Below are 14108 nucleotides of genomic sequence, written 5' to 3' on the forward strand. Positions count from 1 at the left end.
ACCCTGTATGGCTATGTATCAGAACATGCTCGTTGTTATCGATCCTAACCAGGACGATCAACCAGCATTACGGCGAGCTGTTTATTTACATCAACGGATTGGTGGCAAAATTAAAGCTTTTTTGCCGATTTATGATTTCTCATACGAAATGACTACCCTGCTCTCCCCGGACGAGCGCACCGCCATGCGTCAGGGTGTTATCAGTCAGCGAACTGCGTGGATACACGAGCAGGCGAAATATTATCTTAACGCTGGCGTCCCCATTGAAATCAAAGTGGTCTGGCATAACCGTCCTTTCGAAGCCATCATTCAGGAAGTGGTCAGCGGTGGGCACGATTTAGTCCTGAAAATGGCACACCAACATGATCGTCTGGAAGCGGTTATCTTTACCCCTACCGACTGGCATCTGTTGCGTAAATGCCCAAGTCCGGTGTGGATGGTGAAAGATCAACCGTGGCCGGAAGGCGGTAAGGCGTTGGTGGCAGTAAATCTCGCCAGCGAAGAGCCGTATCATAATGCGCTCAATGAAAAACTGGTGAAAGAGACGATTGAACTGGCTGCACAGGTGAATCACACCGAAGTCCATCTGGTTGGCGCGTATCCCGTTACTCCTATTAATATTGCTATTGAGCTGCCGGAATTTGATCCAAGCGTTTATAACGACGCTATCCGCGGACAACATTTGCTGGCGATGAAAGCCCTGCGGCAGAAATTCGGTATTAATGAAAACATGACGCACGTCGAAAAAGGTCTGCCGGAAGAAGTGATTCCTGATCTGGCGGAACATTTGCAGGCAGGAATTGTCGTTCTTGGCACCGTAGGACGAACCGGAATTTCCGCGGCATTCCTTGGCAATACGGCGGAACAGGTGATTGATCATCTCCGTTGCGACCTGCTGGTAATCAAACCCGATCAATACCAGACGCCAGTTGAACTGGATGACGAAGAAGAAGACGACGACGATTAATCGTTCTTTAATTACTCACGAGGCCCGATACTTCGGGCCTTTTCTTCTTGCTTATTTCTCATCGCCGCCGAGGAAATAAATTCCCAGCAACACGGTAAAAACCAGGCTGTACACGAAAATCATCGAAGATTGAATCACATACATTGATGTCGTCCAGTCAGACAGCGGAATATTATATTGTTCAATAACACCACCAATGGTTGCGCGAGTCACCACCGACGCCGCAATAATAAAAACCGCCAACAAGCCTAAGAGAAACTTTCTTCCCCTCGCTGACTTTAATTTCATCATGATCATAATGTAATCCTTGTGCAAACAAACTCTCTGTTACTTACGCGTAACAATACCATGACATTTTGTCGTTGTCTGCTCTGAAGGCGTCAGATTGTTGACGTTTATATCATCAATCTATTGATCAATTCGCTGATGTTGCTACTTCCTTCCCTTACTATTGATGATATGAATCATTTGTCGCGGTAAAATAGCCCCGCCAGGGGTTTCCGGCATGACTTCAACCAATCTGGAGGAGCCTGATAAAACAATGATCGCTGAACTGTTTACAAATAATGCGCTTAATCTGGTCATTATTTTCGGTAGCTGCGCAGCATTGATTCTGATGAGCTTTTTGTTTCGTCGTGGGAATCGTAACAAGAAAGGATTCTTATTCCATGCGGTTCAATTTTTGATCTACACCATAATTATTAGTGCTGTTGGCAGCATCATTAATTATGTCATTGAAAATTACAAACTCAAATTTATCACACCAGACGCCGTCGATTTTATTTGTACGTCACTGATTGCGCTTATTCTGACGGTTAAGTTATTCCTTCTGATTAACCAGTTTGAAAAACAACAGATAAAAAAAGGCCGTGATATCACCAGTGCGCGGATTATGTCACGTATCATCAAAATCTGCATAATTGTGGTGATTGTTCTGCTTTACGGTGAACATTTTGGTATGAGCCTTTCCGGGTTGCTGACCTTCGGTGGTATTGGTGGTCTTGCTGTCGGTATGGCCGGTAAAGATATTTTGAGTAACTTCTTTTCCGGGATTATGCTCTATTTCGATCGTCCCTTTAGCATTGGCGATTGGATCCGTTCACCGGACAGAAATATCGAAGGTACGGTGGCAGAAATTGGCTGGCGTATCACTAAAATAAACACCTTTGATCACCGTCCTCTGTACGTGCCAAACTCGCTGTTTTCGTCTATCAGCGTAGAAAACCCGGGACGCATGACCAACCGTCGTATTACTACGACCATCGGTTTACGTTATGAAGACGCGGCAAAAGTGGGTGCCGTTGTCGAAGCAGTACGCGAAATGCTGAAAAATCACCCCGACATCGATCAGCGACAAACCTTACTGGTCTATTTCAACCAGTTTGCTGACTCGTCATTAAATATCATGGTTTATTGCTTTACCAAAACCACGGTATGGGCCGAATGGCTGGCAGTCCAACAGGATGTTTATTTGAAGATTATCGATATTGTACAGTCGCATGGCGCAGATTTTGCCTTCCCAAGCCAGACGTTGTATATGGATAATATTACACCGCCGGATCAGATGAAGTAACAACCCGCAGAAACTGGATGGCGATATACATATTTGCCATCCAGTCTTATTTATTTTTTCAATTAACAGCAGCCAGTGCTACATTATTCTCACCCGCTTTAAACTGAACATACTGTTCTTCAGTACCAAAGAAAACTTCCGACTCAGTGCTGTGGCCGATCCCCGGTACAGTTTCATTCCCTGAATATTGCCAAAGCGTCCAGGGATTGCGCCCCTCAAGCTTCACGCCAGCTTGTCCCCAATACCCCATCCACACCATATACTGCTCGAATCGACTATCCATGAAGTGGGACAGATTATTATGATTGCCATAAAATATGGGGGTCTTATGATAATTTTGATAGACCAGACCAGCAAAGTGCAAAATATCATTACGTGCTTTCGCCATTCCCGATTTTTTAAAACAGGCTAGTTGAGTTGTATCTTCACCTTCAGGATTTACCAATAAAATACCGGGCGGTAACATATTTGGATCAGCAGGCAGGAAGCTTTTTGCCGTTTCCAGTTGTGCTTCAGGAGTGCGACAAAAATCAAATTTGAAATAACCTCCATGGTCAAATTTGGAATCAGCTAATTGTTTCCAGTGAGACTTAAATGATGAATCTGGACCTCTCCAGCCAACTACTCTCGTATATACAAAACGCGCAGACGATTTTTCCTGAAACAATTTCCAGTCGATCTCACCATCATTAGATGAAATATCATGTCCATGGATCGGATAAATCTCCGGCGTTTTAAAAATACGAATATCAGGACGATTGGGAATTGCACTTACGGGACCATAAGGAATCTCAATTGATTTATTATCTTTTTCTTGATTATCTGCGGGGGAAGAATCTGGCTTATCAATAGAGAATGATGCCACATCGATATTAGTAAACTCTCCTGCTTTTCCCGCAGCCAGTTGAGTCTTATTATCCAGACGACTTGCCGCAGGCTCATTGATGAAGAAGAATCCCCCAGGGCCTGCGGGAATTTCTGTTGCACCAATCCAGGCATCACTTAAATGTAATCCCTTCCCTTGTTCATCCAGCTTTTCATTAATATCTGAATATTGATCGTTAACATAGATAAATAAACTCAACGTTCTGGTTATTCCGGCATAGTATTCTTTCTTACCATCTACCTTTACCATATATGACTTACCAAAACGTTCGTCGGCAACACCATTCGTTACCCCTTTGATAATTGTATCAAAAAAGACACTTCCGCGCTTTGCATCCAGCGAGTAAACCTCTGTTTTATCGTCACCGGCAGCTATTGCATACGCACCTGGATTACTGTACGAGTTAGAGTTACCCGCTCCGATGGTCATGCCATACAAGCCAGAACCAAAGCAAGCATTGACTAAAGTCAGAACATGGAAATAACGCTTTGCCAGAATATTAAGCTGTGCATTCAGCGCTGGCATTTCATACATCCCTTTTGAACCATCGATATCTGTAGCATTACTCAAAACAAATGCCGGTGCTTTATCAGAATTACCATTTTGAGTACCAAAACGCCCATGTCCTGAATAAGCAATTAACAAACGGGCTTTCTTATCAAACATCGTCCCTCTGGCAGGTAGATATTCTTTCAAAAAATAATTAATATTATCCAGCGATGCATCCTGATCTTTTAATAAAATAACCTCATCAAACTTCTGTCCGTTGATAAGAAAATCAGCCATTCTTTGGCCATCTACCGCTGCGGCAGGAATATCCTCATGCAAAAGTGGATATTTTGAAATTGCAATAATCAACCCGATGGAGCGAGTTTTTGCTGCATCCTGATCAGGTATTTTTAATGCGTCACTGATTCGGATATCCAGTCTCCCAGGGTTCTCAGGGCCATAATGGATAAAAAAATGACAATATTCATCAGGGACCATTGCGCCATTTTTGCAAATATCATCTGCCAGGACGTCAGTCATTCCCAGTGATATTCCTGCAATGAACAGCCCAAGGGCCGATTTACATAAAATTAGCCATCGTTTGTTCATAATTTAAAACTCCTGAACACCAAGAGTGGAATAAAACTCAGCAGTCGGTCCTTTATAAATACTGGCATCGAATTTCTTACTCGATCCCAAATTAAGCTGTGCAGCATCGGTAAACTGCCAGATTGCCCATTTTGTCTGGTTAATTGAACGCGGGGTTTCACTGGCCTGTGCCTGATTAGAGTAATCAGCCAGCCACAGTTTATGTTCTGCGACCTGGGCGAAACTATTTTCCCCACCAACGGCATCTTTCCACCACGCACGTGCAGTGTAGATAACCGGTTTACGCCCTAAATCGGCTTCTACCTGCGCGGTAAACGCCTTGATCATTGTTATAATTTCCGCAGGTTTGCGCTTCTGCCAGCGGTCCTTACCCGTTAATGAATCCACATCCCACTCAACATCCACTGCCGGTGGCATGTCTGTCGCCCTTAGCCCACCGTTAGCTTTGATAACTTTGACAAACGTCATTGCCTGCTTGCGTCCCCACAATTCTGCGTCGTCTGCCGGTGTACCGCTGGAAAGAAAGTGGTAGGCTCCACGGTGAAGTTTTATCCCTCGTTCAGTATCGCCGGCCCGCTGCCAAAAGCCGGCGAATTCAGGATCAACATAACGTGTTCCTTGACTGGACTTCATATACAAGAACACAGACTTATTTTTTGCCAACAGTTCGATCGGGAAGTTCCTGCCGTTATGATGGCTGATATCCACACCAAATAAAGAACTGGGTCGTGGTTGATTCAATACTGAATCGTAAGCAACATCAGCCGGAAATTTAAAATATTTTTTTACAGCAAAGGAATCAAACTCTTTATCACGCGAAGGATCCGATTCCAGAATTTTCACAAACAATTCTTGCCGGGAGAGATCATTCGTTAAGTTTTCCAGTCCCAGCGATGAGGCATCGGGCAGTGATTCTGCGGCCAGCGTTAAAGAGGAATAATTAATGAATAATAACGAGATAACTAACGGAATAGCTGAAAGTTTTTTCATTTTACCACCCCATTTTTTAGCTGTATGTCTGTTTTCTAATGAAGATATTTCACCAGGAATGCAATTCACTTTACGTTGTAAAGAAAAGTAAAGCACAGCTTATATTCAGCGTATGTAATACACCTGACAAATAAAACATTTGATTATTATTTATGTTCGATATCGCCAGAAAATTTCAAAATTCCATCGTTGGAATGATTTTTTATAGGGAGGATTTAAAAAAAGAAGGGATTTTATCGGGATTGTTAAATCTGGCGCGCTTAACCGCGCCAGATGACATCATATTAATGCTTCACTATATACATAGTCCGACTATACGCCACATCTTCCGGGTTATTAATTGGATAACCTTTCAACCACGGTTTGATTAACCGACCATTAGTATATTGATAAATCGGCGCAATCGGTGCTTGTTCTATCAGGATTTTCTCTGCCGCGTTGTAATCGGCGTTGCGCGCTTTAACGGTATTTTCAGTCGATGCCTGAGCCAGTACCTTGTCGTATGCCGGATTGTTAAAACGTGAAATATTCCCTGAGTGCCTTGATGTTAACAGCGTCAAGAAAGTCGATGGTTCATTATAATCCCCGACCCACGAGGCGCGAATAACATCAAAGTTACCGGTGTTACGACTATCGATATAGGTTTTCCATTCCTGATTTTGTAATTTGACATCTACACCAAGATTCTTTTTCCACATCGACGCGACGGCAATAGCAATTTTCTGGTGATTTTCCGAAGTGTTATACAGCAGTGTAAGTTTCAACGGTTTCTGTGGACCATATCCGGCAGCGCTCAACAATGTTTTCGCCTGGGCATTCAGTTCTTCCTGACTCATTTGCTCAAACGGCGAAGGTTCTGGTGTAAATCCGGCGGTAACATCTGGCGTAAAATGCCATGCCGGCTTTTCACCTGTACCTAATACTTTTTCTGCCATCAGACGACGATCAATCGTCATGCTTAATGCCAGACGGACACGTTGATCTGCCGTTGGCCCTTTTTGCGTGTTAAATGCATAATAATACGTCCCCAACTGCGGCGGCGTATAAACCTGCCCTGGAATATCCTTCAGTAGTTTCTGATACATATTTTTTGGGAAGGATTCAGTGATATCAATATCACCTGCAAGATAGCGCTTGGTCGCGGCGGACTCCTGGTTAATTGGCAGGAAAGTCACTTTCTGCAGCACCGTTTTAGCGTTATCCCAATAATGGGTATTCGGCACCACGACCAGCTTTTCATTTACTACGCGCTCTTTAAGTACATAAGCACCATTGCCGATCAGATTCCCGGGCTTCGTCCACTCTTTACCGCTTTCAACGTTGGCTTTTTGCACCGGGAAAAAAGCAAAGTTAGCGGTTAAATTCACAAACCAGGGCAACGGTTTATCAAGCTGAATTTTCAGAGTATGGGCATCAACAGCGGTGACGCCAAGTTGAGCTGGCGTAGCCTTACCATCAATAATTGCCTGGGCGTTGTTGATTCCAGCCAGTGCGGCAAACCAGGCAAACGGAGACAACGTTTTCGGATCCACCAGACGCTGCCAGCTATAGACAAAATCCTGTGCCGTTACCGGTGTACCATCGGCCCATTTGGCGTTATCGCGCAGGGTAAAAGTCCAGATGCGGTTGTCATTACTTTTCCACTGGGTAGCAACGCCAGGCACAATCTCGCCTTTCTCGTTCTGATTCACCAACCCTTCAAACAAATCGCGAATGACCTGAATCTCTGGCAAACCCACGGCTTTCGCGGGGTCTAATGATGCAGGCTCATCTTTAATGTGGCGCACCAACTCCTGTTTCTCTGCCAGTACTGTGCCGCCCGGAACATCTGCAGCATACGACAGGGAAATGCTGCTGACTAACAGCGCACAACAAGTGACTGAAACAGAGTGCTTCATAAGATACCCTCAAAACGATGTTAAGATTGATGCGTAATTATTTGTTTCTCCTTGAAGAAATGCAAATAACTTCCGGTAAAAAAGTGATAAAGGATCGATAACATATCGTTGTCGAAAAGGATTTGATAATCCGCAAAATTTGCACAACACTGCCTGTAATACTTCTTATATTCGAGACGATTATGACCGTGACCCGCCCGCGCGCCGAACGGGGCGCTTTTCCGCCAGGAACCGAACATTACGGACGTTCATTATTAGGTGCGCCATTGATCTGGTTTCCGGCGTCTGCAGCCAGCAGCGAAAGTGGTTTGATTCTGGCTGGCACCCACGGCGACGAAAATTCTTCCGTCGTCACCCTCTCCTGCGCATTACGCACATTAACCCCTTCTCTGCGCCGCCATCATGTCGTGCTCTGTGTGAATCCTGACGGTTGCCAGCTTGGTTTACGAGCCAATGCTAATGGTGTGGATTTGAACAGAAACTTTCCTGCAGCAAACTGGAAAGAAGGTGAAACGGTGTACCGCTGGAACAGCGCCGCCGAAAAGCGCGACGTGGTCTTGCTGACCGGAGATAAACCAGGCTCAGAACCTGAAACCCAGGCGTTGTGCCAGCTCATTCATCGTATCCAACCCGCCTGGATAGTCTCTTTTCACGATCCGCTGGCTTGTATTGAAGATCCCAGGCACAGTGAATTAGGTGAATGGCTGGCTCAGGCGTTTGAATTACCGCTGGTGACCAGCGTCGGCTATGAAACGCCCGGCTCCTTCGGCAGTTGGTGTGCTGATCTGAACTTGCACTGTATTACCGCCGAGTTTCCGCCTGTCTCCTCAGATGAAGCCAGCGAAAAGTATCTCTTTGCAATGGCGAATTTACTGCGTTGGCATCCTAAAGATGCAATTCGCCGGTCGTAAACTGTAGCGGCGGCTCCACATCCACCGCCAACCAGGTCGGGCCATCAAGATCAGCAAAACTGACCTGCGGCACCAGCGGTAAAACGGCGCTAATGGCGCGTGAAGTACATAGCATGCAGCCCAACATCAGGCTAAAACCTTGTGCACGCGCTTCGGTCGCCAACGCCAGCGCTTCTGTTAGCCCGCCGGTTTTATCGAGTTTGATGTTAACCATCTCATAGCGCCCTTGCAGCGCCTTCAGGTTACTGCGGGTATGGCAGCTTTCATCAGCACAAATGGGTAACGGATGAATAAAATTCTCCAGCGCCGCATCGTCCTGTGCCGGGAGCGGCTGTTCCAGCATAGCGACGCCTAAATCAGCCAACAACTGACATCGCGCCGCCAACCCTTCCGCGCGCCAGGATTCATTAGCATCAACAATCAACGTCGCATCCGGAACCGCTGCGCGGATCGCCACCATCCGCTCGCTAATAAGATGGTTATCCAGCTTCACTTTCAGCAATTTCGCCCCCGCCTGCCAGAGTGCTGATGCACTGCTGGCCATCTGATCCGGCGTACCAATAACCACTGTCTGCGCCGTGGTAATAGTGTCGGGAAGCGTTATGCCGATAAATTCAGCTAACGTCTGCTGCTGTTTACGCGCACAGAGATCCCACAACGCACAATCCAGCGCATTGCGTGCCGCACCAGCGGGCAAAATTTTTTGCAACTCTTCTCGTGTCAGTCCTTTTTCCAGTTGCGGCACAACACTCATAATTTGCGCCATTACCGAAGCATCACTTTCACCGTAGCGCGGATAGGGAGTACATTCCCCTACGCCTTTAACACCATCCTCTTCCAGTTCAACCACCACCACACGCGCTTCACTACGGCTACCTCGCGCAATCACAAACGGGGAATGTAACGGCCAGGCTTCCTCAAATACCTTTACGGTTCTCATCTTTACTCCTTGTTGCCGCGGTGGTTTGCGGATTAAGCGCAAATAGCGTTTGCTGTGTTATTGACAGTTAGCATAAACTAGATGTGACGTTAACTATATGTAAACAGGAAAGATAATCATGTCACAAATCGTTCATTTCCAGGGCAACCCGGTTACAGTCGCCAATTCCATCCCGCAAGTGGGTAGCAAAGCGCAGACTTTTACTCTCGTGGCAAAAGATCTGTCTGACGTCACCCTCGGTCAGTTTGCGGGTAAACGCAAAGTGCTGAACATTTTCCCGAGTATTGATACCGGTGTTTGCGCCGCATCAGTACGTAAGTTTAACCAACTGGCGACAGAAATCGATAACACCGTTGTACTGTGTATTTCTGCCGATCTGCCATTCGCCCAGTCTCGTTTCTGCGGTGCGGAAGGTCTGAACAATGTAATCACCCTTTCCACTTTCCGTAATAGCGAATTCCTGAAAGCTTACGGTGTTGAGATCGCTGAAGGCCCCTTGAAAGGTCTGGCAGCGCGCGCAGTTGTCGTAATTGATGAAAATGACAATGTGATTTTCAGCCAACTGGTGAATGAAATCACCACCGAGCCGGATTACGACGCAGCTCTGGCTGTACTGAAAGCGTAAGTTATTATGCCTGATGGTATTGCGCCATCAGGCATTTTACGTGTTTATTCTTCGCTCTTCTTCTGACTCAGGCCGTATTCACGCAATTTGTTGGCAATCGCGGTATGGGAAACACCCAGACGTTTTGCCAGTTTGCGCGTGCTGGGGTAATTGCGATAAAGCTGGGTTAATACCGATCGTTCAAATCGGCTGGTGATCTCATCCAGCGAACCTTCCATCGCATCTTCCCCCACAGGGACGGTAGCAGCGTCATAATCTGGCAGCAAAATATCTTGTGGGCGCAGTTCGTAGCCATCCAGTTGCGTTAGTGCACGGTAAATCGCATTTTTCAATTGCCTCACGTTACCCGGCCAACCATAACGTGTCAGCACGGTATTCAGATCGGCAGCCAATTTCGGACGCGGCACTCCCTGCTCGTCGGCAAAGCGCGCGACGAACAATTCGGTTAACGGCATGATATCCTGCGGGCAGTCACGCAACGGCGGCAGATTCAGCGTCAACACGTTCAGGCGATAATAGAGATCTTCCCGAAATACGCCTTTTTGCACCAGCTCAACCAAATTCTTCTGCGTCGCGCAAATCACCCGCACATCAACATGCACTTCATGATCTTCGCCAACCCGACGGAAGGTGCCATCATTGAGGAAACGCAGCAGTTTAGCCTGCATCCGTGGCGACATCTCACCAATCTCATCCAGCAGCACCGAACCGCCGTTCGCTTGCTCAAAGAACCCTTTCTTCCCTTCCGGGGCATGCCCAAACAGTTCGCTCTCAACGGCATCTTCCGGAATAGATGCACAGTTCAGCGCCAGATAAGGTTTACCGGCACGAGGGCTGGCTTGATGACAGGCATAAGCAAAGAGATCTTTACCTGTACCCGTGTCACCCGTGATCAGTAGCGGCGCGCTTAACATCGCCAGTTTTTGCGCCTGCTCGACAACGTGTTTCATTTTCGAGCTAACGGCGACAATCTGGCTAAAGGCGCTGACGTCCTGCGCAGCCACATTTTGCAACTGACGCCCCATACGAATCGTCGAACGCAGCATCACCACCGCACCAGTCAAAACGTGCTGGTCATTTTCATCCTGAAGATAGACCGGCGTTATCTCCATCAAGAAATTCTGCCCGTTGATCACCACATGTTCGTTATGCGAATCCTGCGGGTCACTCTCCAGCCAACGTAAAAAATTAAATCCGTTAATCAATTGCGCAGCGGTATGATTGCGTAAACGCTCAAGTTTCTGACCAAATAGCTGACAACTCGCCGGATTCGCCATGTCCACTTTACTTTTCATATCGACAGAAAGCACGGGTTCAGGCAATGCCTCAAGCAATGCGCTCAGCGCCAGATGTTCACGCTCGGAAGGCATCCACGACACCGTGCGTACATCGGTAACACCTGCTATACGGCGAATTTCCGCCATCAGGCTGCTGAAACTGTCAAAATCCAGCTCGGCAAAATTAAGGTAAATCCGCCCGATTGGGTCAATCTCAATACCGCGTAAATCGATGCCTCTTAGTACTAGTAGATCGAGTAATTCGCGGGTCAGACCGAGTCGGTCTTCACAAAAGACTTCCAGACGCATGGGAACCTTCACCTGAAAAAAGAACAATTAATATGATGATATGACACTATTCGAGTGGCAGGAAGGTTTCTGTCAACAAACATTGACACAAAGACGAATAAACGGGCACTTCGGCGTAAAGATATCCGATCAGTACCCGATATTGCGTTATTTTTCGCTGGGCGTTTTGCCCTTTTGCAGCGTCTCTTTTACCTGACCGATAAGCTGACGACGGAAATCACCCAGACGGGGTTTGTCATCGTCAATCCACGGCAACGGACGGCAAAGTTCCATAGCTTTAATTCCCAGACGCGCAGTCAGTAGCCCGGCACCAATTCCCTGGGCAGCGCGCGTCGACAAGCGTGCTGCGAGATCCTGCGACATCCAGTCCATCCCCACTTCGCGCACCAGTTCACTGGCCCCGGCGAAAGCGATATTCAGCAGCACCAGTTTAAACAGACGCAAACGGCTGTAATAACCCAGTTCAATGCCATACAGCGTGGCGATGCGATTAATCAACCGCAGATTGCGCCAGGCAATAAACGCCATATCCACCAGCGCCAGCGGACTGACGGCAATCATCAGCGTAGATTCTGCCGCTGAACGGCTGATTTCACGGCGCGCCTGCGCATCCAGCACCGGCTGAACCAGATGGGCATACAAACTGACGACTTCGCGATCGTTCTGCGTTTCATGGATCGAGGCATACCAGCGTTGCAGCGCCGGATGCGACTGATCGATCCCCGCCTGCTGCGCCAGCTTTTCACAAAAAACTCGCCCTTTTCCAGTACCGTGGCTATGCAGCAAATCTCGCGCTTCATCACGCTCATGAGCACGCTGGCGCAAGCGCCATAACCGCCGCCACTCCGTCACCACAGAGCCAACGCCAGCACCGATGATCAATGCCCCAGCGGCACAACCGCCCAGCGCCACCCAGTCCTGGGTTTGCCAGGCATTCATCGTCCACTGCACCCCCTGACCAACAACGCTCACGCCAAACAGCGTCAGCCCGCCCATCACCATTTTGCGCCACAGACTGCGTTTCGGGCGTAATGCGGCATCCATCACCGCTTCAACTTGCCCTTCTTCTTCCTGTGCTGCGTCGAGCGTCGCCGGTGCAAAATTTTGCGCCTGACTTTCGTCAAAGGTCTGCTGCGCCCTGAATTTAGGGTTCTGATCGACCTCCAGCGGACCGTCGAAATCAATACGTGGTTTTAACGGTTCGGTCATCGCAATTTATCTCCTATTAAAAATTCCAGCGCGGCATCAAGACGAATATGCGGCAGCGGTTTGTCGACATCCATTACCTGCGGACGAAACGCCTCAAACTGGAAACCTTGCTTATCCCAGAACGCCTGACCGGGCAAACGTGCGGGAACTTCGCCAGGATAAACAGTGAGCGGTGCGCCATCGCTCAATCGATTGCCGCGCAGCGCCGGAATTTTCTCATCGTTAACGTCGATAATGCCGCTGGTGGTCGCCTGAACTGAGGCCAGCCCCAGACAATCCATGCTGATCCCTTCAAACGCCGCATTTTGCCAGGCGTCCTGAATCAGTTGTTGCAGTAATGAAACCATATTGGCGTGCTGATCGATGGTCACATGGTCCGCTTTCGTCGCAGCAAACAGTAATTTGTCGATAACCGGCGAGAACAAGCGCCGGAACAGCGTGCGCTGCCCATAATGAAAACTCTGCATCAGTTGCGTCAGCGCCAGGCGCATATCGTTAAAAGCCTGCGGACCACTGTTGAGCGGTTGCAGGCAATCCACCAGTACAATCTGGCGGTCGAAGCGCAGAAAGTGATTCTTATAGAAACCTTTCACCACTTTCTCGCAGTAATAGTTATACCGCTCACGCAGCATCCCGGCGTTGGTGTGTTTATCGGCCTGTGCCAGTTTGGACTCACCCCAGGCGTCAACATCCGGCCACGGGAAGAACTGCAACGCAGGCGCTCCCGCCATATCGCCAGGCAAGACAAAGCGACCAGGCTGGATAAAGTGCAGCCCCTGCTGCTTGCAATGGTGGAGATAATCGGTCCACGCGGCGGCAATGTCCGCAAGACGATTTTCGTCGGCAGGCGCTAACGGGTCCAGCCCTTCGCACATCATCCGCCATTTTGCCGACCACTCGCCACGCTGACCATTAAGCAAGCCCGTCATCTGCCGCGACCAGCTTAAATAATCCTGAGCCAGCATTGGCAAATCGAGTAGCCACTCGCCGGGATAATCAACAATCTCCAGATACAACGTGGAGGTGTCCTTGAAATGACGCAGCAGAGAATCATTCGATTTATAACGCAATGCCAGGCGGATTTCGCTGACGCCGCGCGTTGGCGTCGGCCAGGCCGGAGGATCGCCATATAATTGCGCCAGACCTTCATCATAGGTGAAGCGCGGAATGCCAAAGTCACGCTGGGGAATGCGTTTTACGCCCAGCAGACGATCTTCACGCACCGCACTTAATAGCGGCAAACGTGCTCCGGCATGAATATTGAGCAACTGATTAACCATCGCGGTGATAAACGCTGTTTTCCCACTGCGGCTAAGACCGGTTACGGCCAGTCGCAAGTGCCTGTCGACACCACGATTCACCAGCGCATTAAGTTCATTTTTGAGTCGCTTCATTGCTGTCCTGTGCCAGAAAGCTGTAGAAAGG

At 48.2% G+C, this 14108-nt stretch carries 12 protein-coding genes; 4 read left to right on the forward strand and 8 right to left on the reverse strand.

Translation table 11 applies throughout. The features are described from left to right. The first annotated feature begins 7 nt into the window (after nucleotides 1–7). The gene (gene uspE, locus A9587_RS14025) at nucleotides 8–967 is read left to right on the forward strand and encodes a universal stress protein UspE (protein WP_001516469.1); all 960 of its coding nucleotides are present in this window, start codon (nucleotides 8–10) and stop codon (nucleotides 965–967) included. A gap of 51 nt (nucleotides 968–1018) precedes the next feature. Here the strand turns inward: uspE and A9587_RS14030 are convergent, their stop codons facing one another. After that, a complete protein-coding gene (locus tag A9587_RS14030) occupies nucleotides 1019–1264 on the reverse strand; it encodes a DUF2534 family protein (RefSeq protein ID WP_105263565.1) in 246 nt (81 codons plus the stop codon). Between the two features lie 244 nt (nucleotides 1265–1508). Here A9587_RS14030 and ynaI point away from each other — a divergent pair, with 244 nt between their 5' ends. Then, nucleotides 1509–2540, forward strand: a complete 1032-nt coding sequence (gene ynaI, locus A9587_RS14035) for a low conductance mechanosensitive channel YnaI (RefSeq protein ID WP_001516470.1) — start codon at nucleotides 1509–1511, stop codon at nucleotides 2538–2540. Nucleotides 2541–2598: 58 nt separating this feature from the next. Here the strand turns inward: ynaI and A9587_RS14040 are convergent, their stop codons facing one another. The 3 genes from A9587_RS14040 to mppA all read right to left on the reverse strand — a co-directional run bounded on the left by A9587_RS14040 (nucleotide 2599) and on the right by mppA (nucleotide 7412). Next, on the reverse strand, nucleotides 2599–4524 hold the full coding sequence (locus A9587_RS14040; protein ID WP_105263566.1) for a GH25 family lysozyme: 1926 nt from the start codon (nucleotides 4522–4524) through the stop codon (nucleotides 2599–2601). Nucleotides 4525–4527: 3 nt separating this feature from the next. Continuing rightward, entirely contained in the window at nucleotides 4528–5610 is a 1083-nt protein-coding gene (locus A9587_RS14045; protein ID WP_233432056.1) for a glycoside hydrolase family 25 protein, read from the reverse strand. A 188-nt stretch (nucleotides 5611–5798) separates the two neighbouring features. Then, complete coding sequence (gene mppA / locus A9587_RS14050) at nucleotides 5799–7412, reverse strand: murein tripeptide ABC transporter substrate-binding protein MppA (RefSeq protein WP_105263567.1); 1614 nt, start codon at nucleotides 7410–7412, stop codon at nucleotides 5799–5801. A 182-nt stretch (nucleotides 7413–7594) separates the two neighbouring features. On the opposite strand from mppA, the gene mpaA reads away from it, so the two are divergent. Next, nucleotides 7595–8323 carry a murein tripeptide amidase MpaA gene (mpaA, locus tag A9587_RS14055; protein ID WP_001516472.1) on the forward strand — a complete coding sequence of 243 codons (729 nt, stop codon included), beginning with the start codon at nucleotides 7595–7597 and terminating at the stop codon, nucleotides 8321–8323. On the opposite strand, the gene ycjG is transcribed toward mpaA, so the two are convergent. Next, nucleotides 8298–9263 carry an L-Ala-D/L-Glu epimerase gene (ycjG, locus tag A9587_RS14060; RefSeq protein WP_001516473.1) on the reverse strand — a complete coding sequence of 322 codons (966 nt, stop codon included), beginning with the start codon at nucleotides 9261–9263 and terminating at the stop codon, nucleotides 8298–8300. The two genes, mpaA and ycjG, sit on opposite strands and share 26 nt — an antisense overlap. 118 nt (nucleotides 9264–9381) lie before the next feature. On the opposite strand from ycjG, the gene tpx reads away from it, so the two are divergent. Continuing rightward, a complete protein-coding gene (gene tpx, locus A9587_RS14065; protein ID WP_000078458.1) occupies nucleotides 9382–9888 on the forward strand; it encodes a thiol peroxidase in 507 nt (168 codons plus the stop codon). A gap of 44 nt (nucleotides 9889–9932) precedes the next feature. On the opposite strand, the gene tyrR is transcribed toward tpx, so the two are convergent. From tyrR to A9587_RS14080, 3 genes are all read right to left on the reverse strand, one after another. Next, nucleotides 9933–11474: a transcriptional regulator TyrR gene (gene tyrR / locus A9587_RS14070; RefSeq protein ID WP_001516475.1), complete on the reverse strand. Its 1542-nt coding sequence runs from the start codon at nucleotides 11472–11474 to the stop codon at nucleotides 9933–9935. Nucleotides 11475–11621: 147 nt separating this feature from the next. Continuing rightward, nucleotides 11622–12683: a YcjF family protein gene (locus A9587_RS14075; RefSeq protein ID WP_000138736.1), complete on the reverse strand. Its 1062-nt coding sequence runs from the start codon at nucleotides 12681–12683 to the stop codon at nucleotides 11622–11624. Beyond that, nucleotides 12680–14077, reverse strand: coding sequence for a YcjX family protein (locus A9587_RS14080; RefSeq protein ID WP_105263568.1), 1398 nt, complete (start codon nucleotides 14075–14077; stop codon nucleotides 12680–12682). The genes A9587_RS14075 and A9587_RS14080 overlap by 4 nt, the downstream gene beginning before the upstream one ends. Nucleotides 14078–14108: the final 31 nt, after the last annotated feature.

The sequence above is a fragment of the Escherichia sp. MOD1-EC6162 genome (assembly GCF_002965125.1).
GTDB lineage: Bacteria > Pseudomonadota > Gammaproteobacteria > Enterobacterales > Enterobacteriaceae > Escherichia > Escherichia marmotae.

Excerpts from the sequence above, each read along its gene's own strand:
- uspE (WP_001516469.1), top strand. The coding sequence starts at position 8 with ATGGCTATGTATCAGAACATGCTCGTTGTTATCGATCCTAACCAGGAC.
- A9587_RS14030 (WP_105263565.1), bottom strand. The coding sequence starts at position 1,264 with ATGATCATGATGAAATTAAAGTCAGCGAGGGGAAGAAAGTTTCTCTTA.
- ynaI (WP_001516470.1), top strand. The coding sequence starts at position 1,509 with ATGATCGCTGAACTGTTTACAAATAATGCGCTTAATCTGGTCATTATT.
- A9587_RS14040 (WP_105263566.1), bottom strand. The coding sequence starts at position 4,524 with ATGAACAAACGATGGCTAATTTTATGTAAATCGGCCCTTGGGCTGTTC.
- mppA (WP_105263567.1), bottom strand. The coding sequence starts at position 7,412 with ATGAAGCACTCTGTTTCAGTCACTTGTTGTGCGCTGTTAGTCAGCAGC.
- mpaA (WP_001516472.1), top strand. The coding sequence starts at position 7,595 with ATGACCGTGACCCGCCCGCGCGCCGAACGGGGCGCTTTTCCGCCAGGA.
- ycjG (WP_001516473.1), bottom strand. The coding sequence starts at position 9,263 with ATGAGAACCGTAAAGGTATTTGAGGAAGCCTGGCCGTTACATTCCCCG.
- tpx (WP_000078458.1), top strand. The coding sequence starts at position 9,382 with ATGTCACAAATCGTTCATTTCCAGGGCAACCCGGTTACAGTCGCCAAT.
- tyrR (WP_001516475.1), bottom strand. The coding sequence starts at position 11,474 with ATGCGTCTGGAAGTCTTTTGTGAAGACCGACTCGGTCTGACCCGCGAA.
- A9587_RS14075 (WP_000138736.1), bottom strand. The coding sequence starts at position 12,683 with ATGACCGAACCGTTAAAACCACGTATTGATTTCGACGGTCCGCTGGAG.
- A9587_RS14080 (WP_105263568.1), bottom strand. The coding sequence starts at position 14,077 with ATGAAGCGACTCAAAAATGAACTTAATGCGCTGGTGAATCGTGGTGTC.